General features: G+C 25.3%; 19 protein-coding genes. 8 read left to right on the top strand and 11 right to left on the bottom strand.

The features are described from left to right. Positions 1-9: 9 nt before the first annotated feature. Positions 10-1,092 carry a porin OmpA gene (ompA, locus tag CRV09_RS00500; RefSeq protein WP_136132189.1) on the top strand — a complete coding sequence of 361 codons (1,083 nt, stop codon included), beginning with the start codon at positions 10-12 and terminating at the stop codon, positions 1,090-1,092. Between the two features lie 180 nt (positions 1,093-1,272). Then, positions 1,273-3,018 (top strand): AAA family ATPase, encoded by a 1,746-nt coding sequence (locus CRV09_RS00495; RefSeq protein WP_136132188.1) that lies wholly within the window; start codon positions 1,273-1,275, stop codon positions 3,016-3,018. Positions 3,019-3,138: 120 nt separating this feature from the next. On the opposite strand, the gene CRV09_RS00490 is transcribed toward CRV09_RS00495, so the two are convergent. The 4 genes from CRV09_RS00490 to pyrD all read right to left on the bottom strand — a co-directional run bounded on the left by CRV09_RS00490 (position 3,139) and on the right by pyrD (position 7,891). Next, positions 3,139-3,582, bottom strand: a complete 444-nt coding sequence (locus CRV09_RS00490; protein ID WP_422386572.1) for an ABC-type transport auxiliary lipoprotein family protein — start codon at positions 3,580-3,582, stop codon at positions 3,139-3,141. A 139-nt stretch (positions 3,583-3,721) separates the two neighbouring features. Next, entirely contained in the window at positions 3,722-5,365 is a 1,644-nt protein-coding gene (gene pqiB, locus CRV09_RS00485) for an intermembrane transport protein PqiB (RefSeq protein WP_136132187.1), read from the bottom strand. Next, positions 5,355-6,617 (bottom strand): PqiA/YebS family transporter subunit, encoded by a 1,263-nt coding sequence (locus CRV09_RS00480; RefSeq protein WP_422386567.1) that lies wholly within the window; start codon positions 6,615-6,617, stop codon positions 5,355-5,357. Before CRV09_RS00480 ends, pqiB begins: the two co-directional genes overlap by 11 nt. Positions 6,618-6,877: 260 nt before the next feature. Then, the gene (pyrD, locus tag CRV09_RS00475) at positions 6,878-7,891 is read right to left on the bottom strand and encodes a quinone-dependent dihydroorotate dehydrogenase (protein WP_136132185.1); all 1,014 of its coding nucleotides are present in this window, start codon (positions 7,889-7,891) and stop codon (positions 6,878-6,880) included. A 502-nt stretch (positions 7,892-8,393) separates the two neighbouring features. Between pyrD and asnS the strand changes: the two genes are divergently transcribed. The 3 genes from asnS (at position 8,394) to CRV09_RS00460 (ending at position 12,888) form a co-directional block, all read left to right on the top strand. After that, positions 8,394-9,794, top strand: coding sequence for an asparagine--tRNA ligase (gene asnS, locus CRV09_RS00470; protein WP_136132184.1), 1,401 nt, complete (start codon positions 8,394-8,396; stop codon positions 9,792-9,794). Positions 9,795-10,068: 274 nt separating this feature from the next. Beyond that, positions 10,069-11,535, top strand: coding sequence for a porin (locus tag CRV09_RS00465; RefSeq protein WP_136132183.1), 1,467 nt, complete (start codon positions 10,069-10,071; stop codon positions 11,533-11,535). Between the two features lie 153 nt (positions 11,536-11,688). Further along, a complete protein-coding gene (locus tag CRV09_RS00460; RefSeq protein ID WP_136132182.1) occupies positions 11,689-12,888 on the top strand; it encodes an amino acid aminotransferase in 1,200 nt (399 codons plus the stop codon). Positions 12,889-12,905: 17 nt separating this feature from the next. On the opposite strand, the gene CRV09_RS00455 is transcribed toward CRV09_RS00460, so the two are convergent. From CRV09_RS00455 to serS, 7 genes are all read right to left on the bottom strand, one after another. Continuing rightward, positions 12,906-13,541 carry an MBL fold metallo-hydrolase gene (locus CRV09_RS00455; RefSeq protein WP_136132181.1) on the bottom strand — a complete coding sequence of 212 codons (636 nt, stop codon included), beginning with the start codon at positions 13,539-13,541 and terminating at the stop codon, positions 12,906-12,908. A 514-nt stretch (positions 13,542-14,055) separates the two neighbouring features. Continuing rightward, positions 14,056-14,340: an integration host factor subunit beta gene (gene ihfB / locus CRV09_RS00450; RefSeq protein WP_136132180.1), complete on the bottom strand. Its 285-nt coding sequence runs from the start codon at positions 14,338-14,340 to the stop codon at positions 14,056-14,058. Between the two features lie 83 nt (positions 14,341-14,423). Then, positions 14,424-16,106: a 30S ribosomal protein S1 gene (gene rpsA / locus CRV09_RS00445; RefSeq protein WP_136132179.1), complete on the bottom strand. Its 1,683-nt coding sequence runs from the start codon at positions 16,104-16,106 to the stop codon at positions 14,424-14,426. 108 nt (positions 16,107-16,214) lie between these two features. Further along, positions 16,215-16,898 (bottom strand): (d)CMP kinase, encoded by a 684-nt coding sequence (cmk, locus tag CRV09_RS00440; protein ID WP_241973699.1) that lies wholly within the window; start codon positions 16,896-16,898, stop codon positions 16,215-16,217. 115 nt (positions 16,899-17,013) lie between these two features. Further along, positions 17,014-18,306 (bottom strand): 3-phosphoshikimate 1-carboxyvinyltransferase, encoded by a 1,293-nt coding sequence (aroA, locus tag CRV09_RS00435; protein WP_136132177.1) that lies wholly within the window; start codon positions 18,304-18,306, stop codon positions 17,014-17,016. Between the two features lie 66 nt (positions 18,307-18,372). Continuing rightward, positions 18,373-19,464, bottom strand: coding sequence for a 3-phosphoserine/phosphohydroxythreonine transaminase (serC, locus tag CRV09_RS00430; protein ID WP_136132176.1), 1,092 nt, complete (start codon positions 19,462-19,464; stop codon positions 18,373-18,375). 116 nt (positions 19,465-19,580) lie between these two features. After that, a complete protein-coding gene (gene serS, locus CRV09_RS00425) occupies positions 19,581-20,876 on the bottom strand; it encodes a serine--tRNA ligase (protein ID WP_136132175.1) in 1,296 nt (431 codons plus the stop codon). 1,297 nt (positions 20,877-22,173) lie between these two features. Between serS and CRV09_RS00420 the strand changes: the two genes are divergently transcribed. The 3 genes from CRV09_RS00420 to CRV09_RS00410 all read left to right on the top strand — a co-directional run bounded on the left by CRV09_RS00420 (position 22,174) and on the right by CRV09_RS00410 (position 24,872). Next, entirely contained in the window at positions 22,174-22,698 is a 525-nt protein-coding gene (locus CRV09_RS00420) for an Ail/Lom family outer membrane beta-barrel protein (RefSeq protein WP_158675178.1), read from the top strand. 687 nt (positions 22,699-23,385) lie between these two features. After that, positions 23,386-23,817 (top strand): manganese-binding transcriptional regulator MntR, encoded by a 432-nt coding sequence (mntR, locus tag CRV09_RS00415; protein ID WP_136132173.1) that lies wholly within the window; start codon positions 23,386-23,388, stop codon positions 23,815-23,817. A gap of 653 nt (positions 23,818-24,470) precedes the next feature. Next, on the top strand, positions 24,471-24,872 hold the full coding sequence (locus tag CRV09_RS00410) for an H-NS family histone-like protein (protein WP_136132172.1): 402 nt from the start codon (positions 24,471-24,473) through the stop codon (positions 24,870-24,872). Positions 24,873-24,963: the final 91 nt, after the last annotated feature.

Below are 24,963 nucleotides of genomic sequence, written 5' to 3'. Positions count from 1 at the left end.
AGGTATAAAATGAAAAAGATAGTTAATACTGCAGTTGCAGTTTTACTGGCTGGATTTTCGATTTTTGTTAAAGCGATGCCACAAAAAGAAGTTTGGTATATTGGTAGCAAATTAGGATGGTCTCATTTTTATAATACTGATGAGCATTATGGTATGTATCTTTCTAATGATGGTAATACTTATAAAAATACATCTAGTAATAATTTCTTTTTTGGTTTCCAAGCAAATCCAAACATAGGTTTTGAATTTAATTATGATGTACTGGGTAGTGTAGCGTATGGTGGTCATAAGATCGTTGGTGAATTTAGACCATATGATTTTAATGCAACTTTTAAATTAAGTTATCCAATTTTTGGTTATTTAGATGTATATGCTCGTATAGGAGGGATGCTATGGTATGCAACTTCAGACCAAATTAAAATATCAAATGACAATTTTCTAGAAAATAGTGATTCAGGTCTTTATCCCTATCCATTGATAGCAGGTGGATTAGAATATTTTATACATAAAAATGTAGCATTACGTCTAGATTTACAATGGATTAATATTATTGGTAATAAATATACTTTAGGTTCACAGCCTAGAAATGGATTACTAAGCGTTGGTTTTTCCTATATATTTAATCCTCATGATCTTCCTAGATCGATTTATACTTATAAAAAAACACCTTTATATAAAGATGTTAAACATTTTAATTTACAAGCAGATATTTTATTTAAATTTAATGACTTTGCTTTAACAAATGAAGGTGAACAAGTTTTAGATAAATTATATGATCAATTGGAAGATTTAGATAGAAGTACTGATCTTATTATCGTCGGTTTTACAGATAAAATTGGATCCCATAAATACAATCAACAATTATCAAACAAAAGAGCTAAGTCTGTCTTAAATTATTTAGTATCTAAGGGTATTTATTCGGATAGAATGTCTATAAATAGCAATGGTAAATCTCATTCTATTACTAAAAGCAATTGCGACAATATTAAAGAACGTAAATCTATTATTGAATGCTTAGCTCCAGATCGTAGGGTAGAAATTAATATAAAAAATAATATTAATAACAACCTTAAAGATATATTAGATTATTGACATTAAAAATAGTAACTATCCTTTTCCTTTTTTGGAATAGGATAGTTATATAAAACAATTTAATTAATTATTAATTAATAAATATTTTTTTATAAGTATTAAATACAAAAAATATATTATGTTTTATACACACAATATGTAGTATAATTTAATTTTAAACTTAAAAAAAGTGCTAATATTTTGAATCATAAACAACTTACGTGGCAAGATTTACAACCAGATATTTTAAAATATAAATCTGTTTTTTCTAAAATTAAAGATGAAAAGATTAATCCTTTAGAAAAGGTGCAACCTAGATTAATAAATGGGTTAGCACATCTACATCATCAAAAGCAAGGTTTTCCTATTTTACTATTATGTAGTCAAGAAAATCGCGATTATCTTAAAGTTATTTCACAAATTGCCAAAAGTTTTTTTTCTACTTCTTCTGAATTATTTGGTGGGGAATACCAAATTATTAATGATACTGTTATATTAAAGCCGCCATCAGAGATAGAAAATCCATTTACTAGTCATGGTGAAGTTTGTTTTGCTGATTGGATTGAAAAGAGATTATTATTCGGATATGCTTGCATATATAAAAACAAGATTCATCTTGAACCTGGTTTGATACATAAAGCTAATGGTGGTACTTTAATCCTTTCTTTAAAATCTATTTTATTAAAATCAGAAATTTGGTTTCAATTAAAAAAATCAATTGAACAAGGATACACAGAATTAGGTTCTCTAAATGAAAAACGTCCTTTACCTTTATCGATTCCAGCTCTACCTCTAAAATTAAATTTAGTTCTTTGTGGAGATATGGAATCATTATGTAATTTTCAAAAAATTGATTCAGAATCGTATAAGATGGCTATTTATACTGAATTTGAAGAAAATATGAAAATCTTAAATGAAGATGACATGCTATCATGGTGTAGATGGACTACTAATTTAGCCGAACAATCTGGTTTACCTTTACCAGAAGAAAGTTTTTGGCCAGAATTAGTTAAAGAAGGTGTTCGTTTTAGCAATGATAAAGAAACTTTGCCTTTATGTCCAAGATGGTTAATTCGTCAAATTCGTGAATCAGTATTAATAATGAACGATACCTTAAATGATAAGGCGTTATGTAATGCATTAAAAGTACGTTTATGGCGTGAAAGTTATCTTAAGGATTTAATAAATAATGATATTTTTTTAAAACAAAATTTAATTGAAACTGAAGGTCAAGTTATAGGACAGATTAATGGATTAACTGTTGTTGATTATCCTGGTCATCCACGTCTCATATGTCATCCTTCTAGAATTACGTGTGTGGCCTATCCTGGAAATAATGATTTGATCGATATAGAGGGAGATTCTGAACTAGGTGGTAATATATATATAAAAAGTATGATGATAATACAGTCTTATTTAATGGCTGAATTAAAAATACAGTCACCATTTGTTGCATCATTAGTATTTGAACAATCCTATTTTGAAATTGATGGAGATAGTGCTTCATTAGCTGGTCTTTGTGTATTAATTAGTGCTTTAGCAGAATATCCTATTAATCAACAAATAGCAGTAACTGGTTCTATAGATCAACTTGGAAATATCCAACCAGTTGGAGCATTAAATGAAAAAATTGAATCCTTTTTTGATATTTGCTATGAGCGTAATCTCACAGGTCAACAAGGTGTAATTATACCAACTCAAAATATACGTCATTTAAGTCTTAAGGACGATTTAGTAGAAGTTGTTAAACAAAATAAATTTCATATTTGGGCAGTAAAACATGTTAGTGAAGCTATTTATTTGTTAACTGGAAAATTATGGAATAGCAAAAATAATAAAGAAAATTGTCTTTTATATAATATTCAAAAAAGGATAATTAATCAAAACCAAAATACGATACCACGTTCAAATTCTAATCGTTGGTTTAATTGGTTTAATAATAAATGAAGATTTTATAAAATATATGAAATTATAATGTTTATACAAAAATTATTAATAAATCAGTTAGTGTTGTATTATAATGTAATAATACAACACAGTAATTTATTTTTAAATTAGATTTAAGATTTAATTAAGGTTTTTTAATTTAATTAATTCAATGGATATTTGATTTGATACTTTTTGCCAACCTAGACTTAAAGTATTAACAAGTTCATCATAGCCATCTTTATATTGTGGTAAAATAAAATTAAAGTTTCTTTTTATAAAAAATTTTTGATATTTTATCATCCAGTTGCCACTGATTATCGCTTTACCATCATACCTTCCTTGGAATTTATTTACTATTACAACTAGCTTGTTTTTTTTTGTTTCCGATAAGGAGGGTAAATCAGATATAATCCATTCGGGAAGATTTTTGCTTAAATTGTAAATCATAGTCTGTTTCAATTGTTGAACTAATGGATTAGTCCAAAGATTATTACTAGTGATTATATATTCTACGTCATTAATTTGATAAACTAATCCATTACCTGCTAAATGATCTGGTACTAACACTTGTTGTATCCAAATAAAAAATTTTTTATCGATTTTTTTTTTATATCAATATTTATTGAATTATTAGTAAAAGGTAAATGATAGTATGTTTTTTTTATTGAACTATGGCATGCTGTTAATAATATCGTAATAAGTATTATTATTTTTTTTTTCATTATCTTATCCTCTTTGGTTGAGGATCTTTTTCTGGTTCAGGTTTATATATCAAAGCATTACTGTTAAGATTTATTGTTTTAAGTATTAATCTTAATTCATTTAAAACTTGATTTAATATTTGAATATTGTTTATTATTGTACTATAAAGAACAGATCCAGGTTGTAATTCTTGAATAATTATATTAAGATTATCCATAGTTTTGTGTATATCTTTAGATAGAATATTAATTTTAGGTTTTTGTAAAATATCATTAATTTTATTAATTAAATTCTTAAGGTTTTTAATTGTTGTTTTTCCTTCCCTTAGATTTAAATTAGATTCCTTAATAATATTATCAAATGATATTTGATTTATTTTATCAATTAGTATTATAATTCTCTTTTGTATATCATTAAAGCTGTTATTTATAGTAGGAATAATTCTATATCCTAAAAATTTTTTTATTTTAGTAACATTCAGCTCTTTATCTTTATAAAAATCCAAGTCAATATAAGTTAAATTAGAGAATATATTGATATTTTTTATGGTTGCATAAATTGTACTTTTTGTATTATTGAGAAAATATTCTTCTAAATTAAAATTATTACCTAAAGTTTTAATGAATCTATTTGGTTCAATGCGGATAAGTACTGGTATTAGATAATTACTATTTAATTTCTGTTTTTTAATTGCTTTTAAGAAAGGAATTTCTAATACAGTACCAATACGAATGCCACGAAATTCCACTGGTGCACCAATCTTTAAACCACTAATAGAATTTGAAAAAAATAATATATAATTATTATAGTTTGCATTTAACACTTCTTGAATACTATCTTTATTACTAAATAAATAATATAATCTTTTATTATTAATATATTTTCCTGAAAAACAACCTATGTTTGTATCAAAATTCACACTATTATTGAATATATTATTTAATGATTCAATTTCAACATTCATATTATAATTAGCTATATTTGCTGAAATGCCGCTATTTTTCCAAAAACATATTTTATCGGTTATTAAGTGACTATAAGGTTCTTCAATAAATAATTGATAAGAAATTTTATAATTAACAAAATTAAATTTACTATTTTCTACTGTTCCAACACGATAACCGCGAAAAAATACTGGATCACCATTAAATAAATTTTCAGATTTTTCGCTTTCTAATATAATTCTAGTTCCTTTTGCATTAGGTAATACTGAAGGTTCTACTTCTATAAGTTTATATTTTTTATTAAATTTATCCGTACTATTACCAGGATATAATTCGATATAACTTCCTGATATCAGATTACTAATTCCGTTTAATCCTTCATTTTTTATTTTAGGTTTTACTATCCAGAACATACTATCTTTATGTAATAGATATTTCATACCATATCTTAATCTAATTTTTATTTCAATGTTATTTAAATCTTTTGATATTGATATTTTTTTTACTAAACCAACATTAACATTATTGCTTTTAATAGCTGTTCTGCCTTCCTCTATCCCTCTAGCATTTTTAGTCAGTAATATTACTTCAGGTCCTAAATGAGAAAATTGGTTGATCATAATCCATATAGCAATAAACAAAGTCAGTAGAGGAAATATCCATATTGGAGACCAATTTTTTATTTTAGTTAAACTAGCATATTTATAATTAATTTCCATTAAGATAGTAATTCCTTTGATTATGATTTATACGATCCCATATTAATCTAGGATCAAAATTCATTTCTGCCATCATAGTCAAAATAACAACTAATACAAATAATAACAAACCAGATGCAGGATAAATTTTTATTAATGTTCCCATTCTTAATAAAGAAGAAAGTATTAATATTACAAACATATCAATCATTGACCAACGACCTATAAACTTAATAAAATTATAAATTGAATGCATTGTTTGACTCTCATTATTTCCCATTCCATATGCATTCCAACATAGCCAACCCATTGATAGTATTTTTAATACTGGAACAACTATACTACAAGCAAATATTAATAAACTAATAAAATAATAACTTTCGTTCCATAATATAATTATTCCATTTATAATATTAGAAGGATATTCTAAACCTATTATTTCTGTAATCATAATAGGCATAACATTAGCAGGAATATAAAATATTATTGATGTGATTAACAATGCTAAAGTATATTGCAGACTATATTTATAGCGTGGACCAGCTACGATGCCACATCGTATACATTTATTTTGAATTATTGGTAATATAGCTGTACAACAAGGGCAAGAACGTAAACCTTGGCTTAAACCACTCTTACCAATTATAGGTTTTTGTATTAATTTAGGCATTGGTTTGATATATTGCCATAACCAATTGCGATCAATGCATTGAAATAAACGAAGTTGTAGCAAACAAAATAAAAACCACAGCAAGAAACTAGGTTGCAATTTAATATTGCTATAATCTGTTAACTTGATTAAGCTTATAAACATACCTACCATAAAAATTTCTACCATAATCCAATTACGTAATTGAAAAAGCATTCTAGCTAGTATCAATTTTATTTTAGTTGGTATTTTTATAGGATTAATTAGTAAAAAAATTATAATGATACAACATATAGGTATGAATTGTGTAAATAATATAAATAAAGTTGCTAATATGGTATAACCATCATTTATCATTGTATAAGAAATTTGGCTTAATATAATCCGATTATTGATACCAGCAATATTTATATCTATAAAAGGAAAAATGTTTGATAAAAATAATAAAAAAAGAGTAGTTAAAGCATAAACATTATGACGCTTATGAGGTTCAAGCCAATTTGAAGCTAAAACAGACTTACATCTAGGACAAGATGCTCGATTACCAACAAATAAAAAAGATAACTCCATTACTAAATCACATTTAGAGCAAAGTATATAATTAATATTATTTTTTACTAACACATCTATTTTACCTTAAAATTACCGTAATTAACTTTTATTGCTGTAATCATCCTGATAAATAATTGTAAAAAAAGCTATATTATTAACGTTAATAATATCACTAATATGAATAGAATCTTATATTATATTAGCTTTATTCATCAAAATCTAATTTATTATTAAATTAGAATAATTAATGGAATCTTTAAAGAAAAATTTTTATTAAATTATTAGTAAGATTTTTAATGTTTATTAAATAATTAACTATAAGTTAATAAAAATTAAATGTGATTGATAATATCTCTTATTAACTTTGGACCCTTATAAATTAAACCAGAATAAATTTGAATTAATGATGTTCCTATAAAAATTTTTTCTCTAGCTGCAATTACAGAATCAATGCCACCTACGCCAATAATTGGAATACGACCCTTAAGTTCTTTTGCTAAACATTGAATTACAAAACTACTAATTAGTTGTAAAGGACGTCCGCTCAATCCGCCTATTTCTTTATAATATTTTGATTTTTCATTAATTAAAGAACGTTTAATAGTTGTATTAGTAGCTATAACACCATCAATGTTATGTCTTAATAGGCTGTCTGCAATTTGAATAATTTCTTCTTCTGAAAGATCAGGTGAGATTTTTACAACTACTGGAACATATTTAAGAGTGAGCTGTGTTAATTTTTTTTGCTTTATTTTGATAGAACTAAGAAGATCTTCTAATGCTTCTCCGAATTGTAATGCACGCAAAAATGGTGTGTTTGGAGAAGAAATATTAAGAGCAATATAATTAGCATAGGGATAAACTTTTTCCATACAAATAAGATAATCATCTTTACTGCGTTCAATAGGAGTACTGTTATTTTTACCAATATTAATACCAATAATACCTTTAAATTTAGATTTTTTAATATTATTAACCAAATTATCTACTCCAAGATTATTTAAACCCATACGGTTAATGATAGCTTCTGATTCTATTAAACGAAATAACCTTGGTTTTTTATTACCAATTTGAGCAATTGGTGTTACAGTACCAACTTCAATAAAACCAAATCCCATAGCTCCAAATAAATCAACACACTCTGCATTTTTATCAAGACCAGCGGCAAGACCAACCAAATTTTCAAAAGTTAATCCCATACAATTAACTGGATTAGACGTCAATTTTCTCTTGAAAATTTTTTCTAAGGGTGTTCTGTTCATGATACTTAATTGTTTTAGAATAAAATTCTGTGTTAATTCAGGATCTAATCTAAACAACATAGATCTGATAATATCATAAATCATATTTTCTCCTAATATTCTTAATTTATTCTTAATTAAGAAATTAAATTTTATTCATAATTAAATATAAAATTAATTTTTAATAAAATTTTTTCAAAATATTTTAATATCTTCATTAAGATCAGCTATAATATTTAAGATTAATATGTTAGCTAAATATAGGTCTGGTGACTTTATAGTTGAAATGATATGCGTTATATCACCTATTTTTAATTATTAACCAAAATAAAAAACATAAAATACAGTTGGAACTATTTTGGTCTTTCGGTATAGCAATTATCTTTATTTAAAATAAATTAATATAAAAACTAAAATAATTATAAAAAATTAAAAAAATATATCTCAATAACTAAATTAATATTACATATATAATATTATATTATAAGTTATATTTAATATATTTTATTTTATTTTGCAACAAATATTTGTTTATACAATTATATAATTGATTGAATATTAATAAAAATTAAGATAATAATACCTTTTTCTATTTAAGAGATATTTTATGAACTTAGTATCTATATCAGATATATTACGCGGTCATGTTCAAATTAATAACATAATTACTATATGTGGCTGGGTAAGAACTAAAAGGGATTCAAAAGCAGGACATTCATTTATCTCTGTTTATGATGGTTCTTGTTTTAAGATTATACAGGTTGTTGTTAGTAGTTCTTTGAGTAACTATAAAAACGAAATAATACATTTAACTACTGGTTGTTCAGTCATAGTTACTGGCATATTAACAGATTCTCCTGGTTATAATCAAGATTTTGAAATTAAAGTAAATAAACTAAAAATAATTGGCTGGGTTGAAAACTCTAATACTTATCCTATGGCGGCAAAAAGTCATAGTATGGAATATTTACGTGAAATGGCACATCTACGTCCTAGAACAAATATAATTGGTTCTGTAACTCGTATACGTCATACATTAGCTCAAGCATTACATCGTTTTTTTGACGAAAATGGATATTTTTGGATACCTACTCCAATTATTACATCTTCTGATACTGAAGGTGCTGGTAAGATGTTCCGTGTGTCTACTTTAGATTTAGATAATTTACCTTATGATGATTTTAAAAAAGTTGATTTTAATAAGGATTTCTTTGGAAAAGAAGCATTTTTAACTGTTTCAGGTCAATTAAATGCCGAAACTTATGCTACTGCTTTGTCTAAAGTATATACTTTTGGTCCTACTTTTCGTGCTGAAAATTCTAATACTAGTCGTCATTTATCCGAATTTTGGATGCTAGAGCCAGAATTAGCATTTGCTAATTTAGAAGATATTGCTATATTGGCCGAATCAATGCTCAAATATGTATTTAAAGCAGTTCTTGAAGAACGTAAAGATGATTTAGAATTTTTCTCTAAACGTAATGATAAAAATATTATTAACCGTTTAGAACAGTTAGTAAAGATTGATTTTATACATATAAACTATACAGAATCAATTGATATTTTAATAAATTCTAAAAAATCCTTTAAGAACAATGTTTATTGGGGCATCGATCTTTCATCTGAACATGAACGTTATTTAGTAGAAGAATACTTTAAAATTCCAGTAATAATTAAAAATTATCCTAAAGAGATAAAAGCTTTTTATATGCGTTTAAACAATGATAGCAATACTGTCGCTTCCATGGATCTTTTATTGCCAGGCGTAGGAGAAATGATTGGAGGTTCTCAACGTGAAGAACGTATTGAAATATTAAACGTGCGTATTAAAGAATTAGGTTTAAGCAAAGAAGCTTATTGGTGGTATTGTGATCTACGTCGTTATGGTACTGTTCCTCATTCAGGTTTTGGATTGGGATTTGAACGTTTGATTTCTTTTGTTACAGGCATACAGAATATTAGAGATGTTATTCCATTTCCACGTACACCACGTAATGCAAATTTTTAATAAATAGAAATTTAATAAATATACCTTTTATATAAAATATAAAAAAATTAAATAGTTTTATTTATAAATATCAATTTTTTTATATTCTTATATTAAGTCAATTAAAAAATTATTTTCTAATTAGGAGGTGGTAGACAAAGACAATTAACAGAAAGTAATAAAATTATTATAGGATATTAATTATTTACTAGTTAATTTTTAATGAAATTATTAATATTAATTAAAATAATATGATAATTATGCTGAATAACCTTAATGAGGCTAATGAATAATAATGGTTAGGCAAAAAATTATTATAATAATGATGTTAGCTATTTTAGTTAATAGCACAGCAAATGCAGTAGAATTTTATAATAAAAACAAAACTAAATTAGATTTATATGGCGAAATTAATGGATCACATTACTTTATTCCTAATTCCCCAAAACTACCTCTAGTTTATAGTGATCCTAATGTTGATCCATATCTTCCACGTCAAATTTTAAATACTCCAATTAAAGATAGTGATCTCGGAATAGATAAAAGTCATGCTAATTTTGGTTTTAAAGGTGAAACTATATTAAGTGACAAATTAGTAGGATATGGACAGCTACAGTATGATATTCCATTAGATATCTCTGAAAACAACATGAAAATCAATAGTAAAGCAACTTTAGGTTTCGTAGGATTTAAGTTTCCTTTATTAAGTTCATCAGTAGATTATGGACGCAATTACGGTATTCTTCATGATGTAAGTAGTTGGACCAATGTAATAGCAGAGTTTGGTGGCAGTTCAGAATATTCTGATAATTTTTTAGTTGGAAGAAATAATGGACTTCTTACTTATCGAAATAAAGATTTTTTTGGATTAGTGAAAAACTTAAATTTTGCTTTCCAACATCAAAGACAAAGAGTTCACTATCATAACACTTTTAATTTTAATGGAAACACATTAGGAGTTTCAGCTTCTTATGTTTTTCCATCAGGTTTAGGAATAACAGCTGCATATGGAAAGAGCAGTCTTATTACTAACAATGAAGAAAGTCAAATAACTCTTCCTGAAAAAAGTCCATCAATAGAAGAGATAGAAAATTTTTCTGATAAAAGAAGTGGTGAATTTAAAATACATCCCCTTAAGAAGAAGGATAAGAAGGATAATAAGGATACTAAGGATAATAAGGATACTAAGAATAATAAGGATAATAAGGATACTAAGAATAATAAGGATAATAAGGATAATAAGGATAATAAGGATAATAAGGATAATAAGGATAATAAGGATAATAAGGATAATAAGTCTAAAGTAAACAACATTCCTAAAAAATGCAACAAACATAAAGTAACTTCCCGTCCTAAGGATGAAGCATCTCAGTGGTCTGCTGCTATTAAATATGACAAAGATAATATTTACTTGGCTGCAATGTATGGTTCAAATTATACTAGACCATACAAAAAAGAGCCTGGTAACAACTATTTTTTTGGTTTTGAAGGGAGAATACGTAATTTTGAAATAGTTGCTCAATATAAATTTGATTGCGGTTTTACTCCTTCTATAGCCTATATGCAATCAACAGTTGATGATGTAATGGGTAATAACAGCAAATATTTATATAGATATATAGATATAAGTGCAACCTATGATATTGGTAAAAATGTTACAACATATATTGATTATCGTATTAATCAAAAACAACGAGATCGTTTATTTGACTTTAACAGTCCAGATAATTTATTGGCAATGGGATTGGTTTATAAATTTTAATCAGAATAAGTTTTTACAAATAAAAAACGGAGCTTTTAGTTCCGTTTTTTATTTGTAAAAAACTATTTTTAATTTATATTATAGAATAATTTAAATTTTTCTTTAATATTAATTGTCAATCAATATAATTATTTACTACATTGGAATTAATTTATGTTTGAATCGATTTTATATGCCCCAAATGATCCTATTTTAGGACTAGCTGATTTATTTTATGCTGATAACCGTTCTAACAAAATTAATCTTGGAATAGGTGTATATAAAGATAATTTCGGTAATACTCCTATTCTCAAGAGTGTAAAAAAAGCTGAGCATATCTTAACAGAAACAGAGAATACTAAAAATTATCTTAGTATTGAAGGTTTATTTGATTTTAATACTTTTACACAAAATCTCCTCTTAGGAAAAAATAGTTTAATAATTAAAGAAGATCGGGCACGCACTATCCAAACTATAGGTGGAACAGGAGCATTAAGAGTAGCTGCAGATATTATATTATTAGCTAAAAATTCTACAAATCGTATTTGGATTAGCAATCCAAGTTGGCCTAATCATCAAAACATATTTAATTCTTTAGGTTTTGAAATACATTATTATCAATATTATGACAAAAAAAATCATAAATTATCTTTTGATAGTATGATTGATTCTTTAAAAAAGGTTAAATCAGGAGATGTAGTATTATTTCATGGATGTTGTCATAACCCAACAGGAGTTGATCTTAATATTGAACAATGGAAATATTTAGCAAATATGTCTCAAAATAATGGCTGGTTGCCATTATTTGATTTTGCTTATCAGGGTTTTGCTAATAATATCAATGAAGATGCTAAAGGGTTGCATATATTTTTAGAATTACATCAAGAAATAATCATAGCTAGTTCTTATTCAAAAAATTTCAGTTTATATAATGAAAGAACTGGCGCACTCACTTTGATTTTAGAAAGTTCTAAAATAGCTGAAAATACTTTTAGTCAAATAAAATCTATTATTCGTTCTAATTATTCTAGTCCACCTGCACATGGTGCTAAAATTATAACAACTATTTCTAAAGATCGCTCTCTATATGATTTATGGGAACAAGAATTATCAGAAATGAAAATGAGAATTAAACTTATGAGGATATTATTTGTTGATACCTTAATCAAAAAAAATATCCAGAAAGATTATAGTTTTATTGTTAAACAACAAGGTATGTTTTCATTTATTGGATTAAATAAAAGACAAGTTTTAGAGCTATACAAAAAATTTGGTATCTATATATTAGATTCTGGTCGTGTAAACTTTGCAGGTATTACGCCAAATAATGTATCTATTTTATGCGATGCTATTAAGAAAGTTCTTTGCTTGTAATTAACATATCTTAGTTTTTATATATTTGATTTAAAATAAGGATTATTTATTTTTTCAAATCCTAAAGTAGAAATGTCTCCATGACCAGGTATAAAAGTTATATCATCACCTAAAGGAAATAATTTCATTTCAATAGAATTCAATAAATCTTGGTGACTACTTCTAGGAAAGTCAGTACGACCTATAGAATTATTAAAAATTACATCTCCAGAAATTAAAAAACGTCCTTTTCTATAAAAGAACACAACATGTCCTGGTGTATGTCCAGGGCAATGTATAACTTCAAAATTTAACAACCCTATTTTTATAATTTCACCATGTGAAAGCCAATAGTTAGGTACAAAAGATAGAAATTTAACTGAATTACAAACATTATTTTGAATTGATGATTTAAGTAAAAATTCATCAAATTTTTGAGGTCCTAATATTGGAATCTGATAAAATTTACTCAATTCTACAGCCGCACTAACATGATCCCAATGTCCATGTGTTATAAGAATCTTAGTTGGCTTAAGATCAATATTTAATAGTTTTTGTTTTATATTTTCGGCATTTCCACCTGGATCAATTATAGCTGATTCACGTGTTGATTTGCACCATATAATACAGCAATTTTGCATAAGATGAGTAACAGGAATAATATGATAATTCATACAACCTCATAAAATAGTAAAATGGTAATATCAAGTTATAATATGCACAAAAACTCATACCAAAATATTAGTATCTATTCTGTCAATCAATTGTCTGTTTTACAATGAATTTACCTAATTGAGATAACAATATAATTGATTATAAAATACAATAAAATTAATTTTATTTTTATTTTTTTAAAACATATATTCTTATTATTTATAACATATGTTCTAGTTTCAAGAATTTATATTTGTAATTATACAGTTTTTAATATGAATATTGCAGTGCTAGTGCTATTTTTATGTTTAAATTTATAAATTCAAATTAAATTTTATTTCAATGACTTTCGTTTTTTTATTAACACTTATGAATATATTTATTATTAACTTATAAATATTTGTATATTTCTCTATATGTTAATTAAAATTTACTACATATCTTTTAATTTATGAAATACTCTTAATAGATCATAAAATGGATGCTGCGGTAAAGTGCAGCATCAAATAGAAAAAATTGAAGCAAGATAATTAATTAATTATAGATATTTGCACGATCACGAAGTTCTTTTCCTGGCTTAAAATGTGGAACATACTTACCTTCTAAATCTACTTTATCTCCTGTTTTAGGATTTCGACCAATACGAGGAGCACGGTAATGCAAAGAGAAACTGCCAAAACCTCTAATTTCAATACGTTCACCTTGCGCTAGTGTACTTGCCATATATTCAATTATTTCCTTGACTGCATTTTCAATAATCTTAATTGATATATGAGTATTTTGTTCTGCTAATCTTTCAATAAGTTCTGATTTTGTCATATAATTAACCCATCAAATAATATTAATATTATTTCCAATAATTATTAATACTCAATAATTTTCCTGTTTTCTAAAATAAAGATCTATTCATTTTTAGCTGCTTTAAATGCTTCAACCATAGCACTTGAAAAATTATTTTCTTCATTATTATTAATAGTATTGTTAATAAAATTCTTTTTTTCTTCTAATGGTTCTTTGGGTTTAATAGATAAACCAATAATGCGATTTTTACGATCTATACTAATTATTTTAACTTCGATTATATTTCCAATTTTCGTTAAATGTTGAGAAATTTCTTGACGATCTCGAGAAATTTCAGAGATTTTTAAATGACCTTCAACACCTTCAGATAATTCAATTATAACATTTTTAGCATCAACAGATATTATCTTGCCAGAAACAATAATACCTTTTTTATTTAAAATAATGTATTTATTAAATGGATCTTCTTCAAGCTGTTTTATACCTAAAGATATACGTTCACGTTCTGTATCCACTTGTAGTACAACTGCAGAAATATCATCTCCTTTCTTGTAATTACGTGATATTTCTATATCTTCATAATTTAAATTCCAAGAAATATCTGATAAATGAACTAAACCGTCAATTCCACCATCTAATCCAATGAAAATTCCAAAATCCGTAATTGATTTAATTCTACCCTCAACACGATCACCTTTATTGTGTTTTTCAGAAAATTGTTGCCATGGATTAGTTTTACATTGTTTTAAACCTAAAGAAATACGACGTCGTTCTTCATCTATATCTAATACTATAATTTCAACCAATTCATTCACACTAACTACTTTTGAAGGATGTATGTTTTTATTAGTCCAATCCATTTCAGAAATATGTACTAAACCTTCTACTCCCTCTTCTATTTCTACAAAGCACCCATAGTCAGTTAGATTAGTTACACGTCCAGTAAGCTTAGTCTTTTCAGGATATCTTTTAGCAATTGCTATCCAAGGATCTTCACCAAGCTGTTTTAAACCAAGAGATACACGTGTTCTTTCTCGATCAAATTTCAATACTTTAACTTTGATTTCATTCCCTACATTAACTATTTCACTAGGATGCTTAACTCTTTTCCAAGCCATATCAGTTATATGTAATAGGCCATCAACTCCACCTAAATCAACAAATGCTCCATAATCTGTGAGGTTTTTAACAATACCCTTTATTTCCATTCCTTCGGATAAATTTTCTAATAATTGACTACGTTCAGCACTATTTTCAAATTCAATAACCGCACGACGGGAAACTACAACATTATTACGTTTTTGATCTAATTTTATTACCTTAAATTCAATATTTTTTCCTTCAAGATGAAACATATCACGTATCGGACGAACATCTACTAATGAACCTGGTAAAAATGCACGAATACCATTTAGCTCAACAGTAAATCCTCCTTTAACTTTGCCGTTGATAATGCCTGAAACGACTTCATCATTTTCATAAGCATGTTCCAACATAATCCAAGCTTCATGACGTTTAGCTTTTTCACGAGATAAGATAGTTTCTCCAAAACCATCTTCTACTGCATCTAGAGCAACATCAACTTCATCACCTATTTGAATTTTGATTTCTCCTGAAATATTCTTAAATTGGTCTATAGGAATTGCTGATTCAGATTTTAATCCTGCATCTACCATAACTATATCATTATCTATGGATATTACTATACCACGCACAATAGAACCAGGTCGTGTTTCTATTTCTTCTAGTGATTCTTTAAATAATTGAGAAAAAGATTCAGCCATATTTATTATTTTAAAAACTCTTAACTTTAACTGCCATTTGACTTCATGTCATATGGTGTTGTTTAACATAACTTATGCCTAATCCCTGGTATAAGCTTATTATAATAATCAATTATTAAATAATAATTTTTCCTGAGCGTATTGCAATATATTTTCTATTATTTGATTAATAGAAATATGTTCTGAATTTATAATTATTGCATCAGTAGCAGGGAACAACGGTGAAATCTTGCGATTATAATCATGTTCATCTCTTTTTTTCATTTCTTGAAATAAAAGCCCAAACTTAACATTAAAACCTTTTTTTTTCAACTGTAACTTTCGTCTACGGGTACGTTCTTCTAAACTAGCATCTAAAAAAATTTTTACTGGTGCATGAGGAAAAATAACAGTACCCATATCACGTCCGTCAGCAATTAAACCAGGTTCTTTAAGAAAAGATCTTTGTTTTTCTATTAAAATATTACGAATAGTAGATGATTCTGCTATACTGCAGGATAGTTTGCTTATCTGTTCTTCACGTATTTTATCAGTAATGTCTTTGCTGTTTAACAAAACTCTGATTTCAGAGTTTTTGTAGAAGAATTTTATGTTAAAATTTGATAATATGCACTTGGATAAGTTTTTTAGGTCTAAAACATTCAATTTTTTATTTAAGCTCAAAAGAGCTACAGAACGATATATAGCACCTGAATCTAATATATTCCAACTTAACAATTTCCCAATTGCTTTACATATAGTACTCTTACCCGCTCCACTAGGACCATCAATAGTTATTATTGGAATAGCCAATATTATATCCTTAATTTATCAATTAATATTAAATAAACAGTTAATTTAAAATGACTATTTATGTTTATTTTAAATAAATTGCTTTGATAAGATGTAAATTACTAAAAAGATTATATTAGTATTGGCTAATTTTATCAAACTCTCTAAAATATTCCGGAAAAGTCTTTGACGTACAATTTGGGTTGTTAATAGTAACAGGTGTATCTGATAGCGCTACAAGAGAGAAACACATCGCCATGCGATGATCATTATATGTATTAATATTAGCATGAGTAATATTACGTGATGGTTTAATAAAAATATAATCGTAACCTTCTTTAACTTTTGCACCTAATTTTCGTAATTCAGTTGCCATCGCTACTATACGATCTGTTTCTTTTAAACGCCAATTGTAAATATTTCTTATTTTTGTTATACCTTTAGAAAACAAAGACATCACAGCAACTGTCATTGCAACATCAGGAATATCATTCATATCCATATTAACGGCGTGTAATTTGTTTAGTTTAGCTACTGAACATGAGATATAGTTCTTATTTCGATGGACATCAGCTCCCATATCCTCCAATATATCAATAAAACGTATATCACCTTGAATGCTATTATAACCAATTCCTTTTACGCATACGGTACCACCCTTAATTGCACCTGCAGCTAAAAAATAAGAAGCTGAAGATGCATCTCCTTCAATTAAATATTCTTTTGGTGAACGGTATTTCTGTTTGCCTTGTATATAAAAATTATTGTAATCTTGGTTTTCTATTTTAATACCAAAATCATTCATCATTTTTAAAGTAATATCAATATAAGGTTTTGAGACCAAGTTACTTTTAACACTAATTTTCGTATCTTGTGCAGCTAATGGGGATACCATTAATAAAGAAGTTAAAAACTGACTAGATATACTACTATCTATTATCAGTTTTCCACCTAAAAATCCACCATATATCCTAATTGGGGGGTAGTTAATTTTTTCTAAATAATTGATTTTTGCACCACCTTTACGTAATACATCTACTAAATGGCCAATAGGACGTTCTTTCATACGTTGCTCACCAGTTAATATAATGTCTTGTGAACCTAAACATAAAGCAGCAGTTAGAGGTCTCATGACTGTACCTGCATTACCTAAAAATAATTTTAAAGTATTTAATGATTTTAAAGGACCAGCATTACCTATTATTTCACATGTAGTATTATTATTGTATAATTTATAGCTTATACCTAATTTATGCAAAGCATAAAGCATATATTTAACATCATCACTATTTAGTAAATTTTTTAATTTAGTTGTTCCTTCTGACATAGCAGCAAGTAATAAGGCACGATTGGATATACTTTTAGAACCAGGGAGATCAACTGTACCATTAATTCGAGAAATTGGTTTTAAAATCATAGAATCTTTCATGATAAAATCCAAAAAATATAAATATCATTTTTGATATAATTATCAAATAAAACAAGTGATTTTTAATTACCCATATTTATTTGCAAAATAATTCATAAAGTTAATTAAAGCCTTAACTCCATCTAAAGTCATTGCGTTATATATTGATGCACGAATACCTCCTACTGCACTATGACCTTTTAGAGAAATTAAACCTGCTTTAATAGATTCTTCTAAAAATAAACTTTCTAATGAATTGCTTAATAAGTTAAAAGTAATATTCATACGTGATCTATTTTTCTTTGAGATATTATTATTATAAAAACCACTACTATGATCAATAGTTTCATAAAGAAGATCTGATTTCGTTTGATTTATTTTATCAATTGCATCAACACCACCTTTTTTCTTTAACCAATCAAATATCAGACCTGCTAAATACCAAGAGAACGTAGATGGCGTATTAAACATTGAGTTATTTTCAGCCAAAATTTGATAATTAAGAATTGATGGTATATATGAATTTATTTTATTATCCAATAATGTTTCATTTATAACTAATATGGTTAAACCAGCTGGACCTATATTTTTTTGAGCACTAGCATAAATCAATCCATAATTATTAATATTAATTGGACGTGACAATATAGTCGATGATAAATCAGCTACTACTATTTTTTTACCAAAATTAGGTTGTTCATCAATAGAGATACCATCTACAGTTTCATTAGGACAATAATGTAAATATGCTGAATGATCACTAGTATTCCAATTTTTCATTGGCATTATTTCATATTTACCTTCGCATATCCTTTTTACATTTGTAATTCTAGGGAAACAATAATTTTTAGCTTCTTCTATTGCCTTACTAGACCAATAACCTCCATTTATATAATCAGCTGTTGTAGACGAACCTAATAAATTACCAGGCACTGCAGAAAATTGTGCTCTTGCTCCTCCATGACAAAATAAAATTTTATAATTAGAAGGTATGTGCAAAAGATCTCGAAAATCATTAATAGTCCTTTCAGCCATTTCGATAAAATCTTTACTTCGATGACTGATTTCCATTACAGAAACACCTAAATTATTCCAATTTGTTAGTTCTTTTTTTACATGATAAAGAACTTCAATTGGTAACATTGCTGGACCTGCACTAAAATTATATATTTTTGTCATTTTTGTTTTAAATATTTTATATTAATTAGTATAAAAGTGTCTTGATTTAAATTTATTTAACTTTAGCAAATTTTAATAGTCAAAATATAAAATCATAATCTTTAATTTAAAAATCGTTAATATATTGAATGCATGCTATTCATATAGGGATATAAAACTTTAGGAATTATAATTTTCCCATTTTCTTCCTGATAATTTTCCATAACTGCTGCTAATGTTCTTCCTACTGCAAGAGCTGAACCGTTCAAAGTATGCGTTAATAAATTTTTTTTGTTTTTTTCAACACTGCGATAACAAGCTCTTATTCTACGAGCCTGAAAATCCCCCATATTAGAACAAGATGAAATTTCTCGGTAGGTATTTTGTGATGGGAACCACACTTCCAGATCATATGTTTTAGCTGCACCAAAACTCATATCTCCAGTACATAGCAAAACTTTTCGGTATGGTAAATTTAATAACTTCAATACTGTTTCTGCGTGACTTGACAATTCTTCTAAAGCATTCATTGATAATTCTGGTTTTACAATTTGAATTAATTCAACTTTATCAAATTGATGCATACGAATCAAACCTCTAACATCACGCCCATAAGATCCAGCTTCAGAACGAAAACAAGGAGTATATGCAGTTAATTTAAAAGGCAAATGTTGTTCATTAAAAACTTTGTTTCTCGCAAAGTTAACTAATGGAACTTCAGAAGTAGGAATAAGAGAGTAACTATTAATTTCTGATTTATTTTTTTGCTGTTTAATATGAAATATATCTTGACTGAATTTTGGTAATTGTCCTGTACCATATAAGCTATTCTGATTAACTAAATATGGAACATAGGTTTCTAAATATCCATGTTTTGTTATGTGAAGATCAAGCATAAATTGTCCCAATGCACGATGTAATCGGGCAATTTGACCCTGCATTACTACAAATCTTGCACCAGTTATTTTTGCTGCAGAGGCGAAATCAAGTCCTTTATTTATTTCACCTAATTCAACATGATCTCTAATTTTAAAATTAAAATCACGTAACTTGCCCCAGCAACTAATTTCAACATTTTCACTATTGTTTTTACCATAAGGAACTTCATCTGCAGGTAAATTAGGCAATTGCAATGTAAAATCTCTGATTTGAATTTGTAAATTATTTAATTGTGTTTTAATATAATCTAACTTTAATTTCAATGTCTTAATTTCTTTAGATAATTCGTTTATATTTCCCCCACATTTTTTTGTTTGGCAAATATGTTTAGATTTTATTTTGTAATTAATATTTAGATTTTCAATTGTTTGTTGTAATGTTTTACGTTTATCTTCAAGAGAAGTTATTGTTTCTAAATCTAAAATAAATCCTCTTTTTATTAGTTTCGCTGCTATAATTTGTGGTTCCTTACGCAATAAACTCGGATCTAACATAACTATCCTACATATTTAATATTATTAAAATTACATTCAGTTGAATTATTTTAGTTATTATTTTTAACCATTCTATGATTATATTCAAATAATGCTGGAACATACTAAACATTAAGATAAAGAAATTTATCTTACATAGCATATAATAAAATAACAATTTATTTAATTGTAGAATAAATTATTAGATATTATTTTTGACATTAAGAAATTATATCACAACAATTATTTGATCTTTTGTATATTTTAATTTATTTATTTTAATATTAAAAATTAAATTATTAAATAATAATGATAAAAAATCAATTTTTCTTTAAAAGAATTTGTATTTTTTGTTTTTCTCTATTTGAATATACGTATAAACAGTACATAAATTGCAATACCAGATATTGTTTTATATGTTTTTATTAAAATTAATTTCATTTATTCATTGATAATAAATATTTTATATCTTATTAAGATTATTAAATATAATCATATATGTCCATATTATTTATTTGTATAACATGTAATATTTTTGTTTATCGAAAACTATCTAATTAAATTATTTTAATAAATTAGTATTAGTATCCTAGTATTTATGCATATAAATTTTTTATCAGTTATTTTTATATTTAATAGTATATCTTTACATTTATGATATTGTATATAATTAATAATACATATATCTATAAATAGATGTAATTAATGAATAAAAATTAAAAACATACTATATGTCTATAAGCAATATCTGAAAAATAATAAATTGTCTTAATACTTGACATATACTTAAATAAAATATTTCATTAAATTAATGATTTCAGTATATAATGTCACTATCTTGCTAAGATTAAGATATTACAAGATAAATATACCATTATATAATATATTAAAGATTTTGTATTAAAATATTTATTTTAATTATTAATACTATAAAATAATTAAGACTTATTTTATAGTATTAATCTAGTAATTATTGTTAATTATTAGATTATTATTTAACAAGTAGTTTTTTTATTTTCATTAAATTACATAATATAAAAATTATAAAACTGATTTAAAATTATATGTTCAATAAAATTAATCAAATAAAGTTAAAATAATTTAAGATATTACATAAAATTGAAAAATAAATAAGATTCAAAAGAGAAATAACACTATTATAAAAGTATAATATATTAAATTTGTAATAATTTTAATATGTTACTTTATATTCTAAAACTTTATATTTCTAAATATTAGATAATCAATAAACGACCTAGTTTCTTGAATCTAAATAATTATTAATAAAAACATGTTTTTTAGTTTTTTGAGGTTAATTATGAAAAAATTCTTATATTTATTAGCATTAGCTTGCATAATATCATTATCTGCAAGTATGGCGAATGCACAAAGATTAATAACTGGAAGTGCTGTTTATGGTGTTTCTAAAACAATGCGTAATAATCCAAAGGGTTTTGTTTTTAAATACCGATATGAATATGATGATATATTTAAACCAATTAGTTTTATTGGTGCCTTACTTTATACAGAAACAGATAAATTTGAAAACAAAGTTTCTTATTTAAAAAGTCAATATATGGATATTAGTGTTGGTCCTGTTTATCGTTTAAATAATATGGTTAGTGTTTATGGAACAATGGGTTTTATATCAAATAAACTTCAAAGTAAAAGTATAAATAAAACTAAAAAAGATTTAGTTTTTTTAGATTATGGAATTTCTTTCACAGCAGGCATACAAATTGATCCACTAGAAAATTTTGTAATTGATTTTGGTTATGAAACAGGTATTTTGCATGATGACCGAGTTAAAAATATTTTTGCTGGTGTAGGTTGTTCTTTCTAATGAATCAAGACGGTCTAAATAAGGCCGTCTTCTATTGGTGTCAATATATTTATTAATAAACTGTTATATTTTCATATTATTTTAAATAATTATTATAAAACTTATATTTAACTATTTTAATCCCTCAAAATTATTTATGTAATATACCAATATGCAATCAAATTAAAACATATTAATTATTACTAAAAATATAATTACTTAATAATATTAAGTTATCTATTGATAATTAAATTCAATGATCTTATACATAGATTTCAAAATATTTTGTTATCAATTTTTATATTATTCATATTTTCAAACCACTAACAGTTGAGTATATATTAACATATTCTTTATGATAATTGAATTTTTTAATTAAAATACCAAAATATAATAATTAAATTATTTTAATTAAATACTTTATTTTAAATATTATTTTTAGTTAATATTAGTTTGTTTTAAATAAAATATATTTTAAAATTTATTAATACGAACAACTATATAAATAACTATTTAGTTTAAAGAATAAAACATTATTTAATAAATTTAATTTTATACAAGTATTAAATTAAATTTTTTTTATTTACTTAAAAGTATTAAGAAATATTCTTAATTAATCCTAATAAAAATTAAACTTTAATTAATAATATAAAATTCATATATTAAAGAAATTTAATTTATTTAAATTAAATAAAAATAGGAACTTGTATGAAAAAAAAAATTTCTAATTATATAGAAAGTTTCCAAAAAGTACGTAAAGCACATCGTTATGAACTAGTTGATGATTATATCGAACTAATACACAATTTAAATATTGAGTTTGGTGAAATACGTCAGATAGACATAGCCACAAGACTAGGAGTATCACAACCTACAGTTGCAAAAATGTTAAAACGTCTCAGTAGTCACGGATTAATTATACAGATACCTTATCGCAGTATATTTTTAACAACTAAAGGTAAAATACGTGCTAAAAAAATTTTAATAAGACATCAAATTGTTGAAAATTTTCTATTAATATTAGGTATTGATGCGAAAACAGCTCGTCTAGATTCAGAAGGAATAGAACATCATGTTAGCGACATAACATTGGCTGTTTTTAAAAAATTTTATGAAAACCATAAATATAACTCAAAATAAGTAATTAAATTTATATATCATGAAATCAATTTTAAATTGAAAATTATTTAACAGATAACAAAATATTTGTAATAATATTTATCATAACTATAATACGTTATTAATAAGATTAATGTAAGTTTATTTATGAAAATTATTAATTTTAAATTACTAAACTTTAATAATGATTGTTATTATAGATTTGTGAAATATATTACAATAAAAATAACTTTTTAAGTTATTTTTATTTATTATAATATATAAATTTAAAATCCTTTATATTGATTTAAAATAAATCCTCATAATAAATAATTAAATACATAATTATAAAATTGAATAATTAGTTAAATTTTTTAGAAAAAAGAAAACAAATTTTAAGTTAATATAATTAGAAATGTATTAAAATATTTTTAATATATAATCATTTTCATATTATCAATTAATTTAACATTAAATTTTTTAAAAAATGTATGATAAAATTAAAATAGTGATTAATGTTATATTACCAATGATAATATAATTTATAATTAGATTTAATTAATTGATTAATTTTTTTTCTAATTAAAAATTGGCATAATTTTACTAAATAAAATTATGTTGTTTTTTATTGAAATTAGACAAATATTATCAACAAAATTTTATTACAATCCTGATTTATAATTAAGGATATTATTATGAGCGATCCTTTTAAAATTTTAAATAACATACGTACATTACGTTCTCAAACGAGAGAACTTCCACTCGCTGATTTAGAAGAGATTCTTGAAAAATTAACTGTAGTAGTAACTGAACGACGAGAAGAAGCTGAAACAGAAGAAATTCAAAATCGTCAAAAAGAAGAAAAATTGTCTAAATATCGTAAAATGTTAATAGAAGATGGTATTGATCCTAATGAATTACTAGGTGTTCTAGAGATAAGTAAAAAACGTACCAAACGTATACCAAGACCTGCAAAATATTCTTATACTGATGAAAATGGTGAACAAAAATCATGGACTGGTCAAGGAAGAACGCCTGTAGCCATAAAAAAAGCTATTGCATCAGGAAGAAATTTAGATAGTTTTCTTATTGATTAATAATGGTTAAAAATGATATTAAGCAACAATACAGTAAAAAATAACAGCTGAGAACCATGTAAGGTACTCGGCTTTTTTATTTTATCTATAA

It is taken from the genome of Candidatus Pantoea edessiphila, assembly GCF_002933345.1.
In the GTDB taxonomy this organism is placed as follows: Bacteria; Pseudomonadota; Gammaproteobacteria; order Enterobacterales; family Enterobacteriaceae; genus Pantoea_C.
This window is presented reverse-complemented; position numbering and strand designations above follow the sequence as displayed.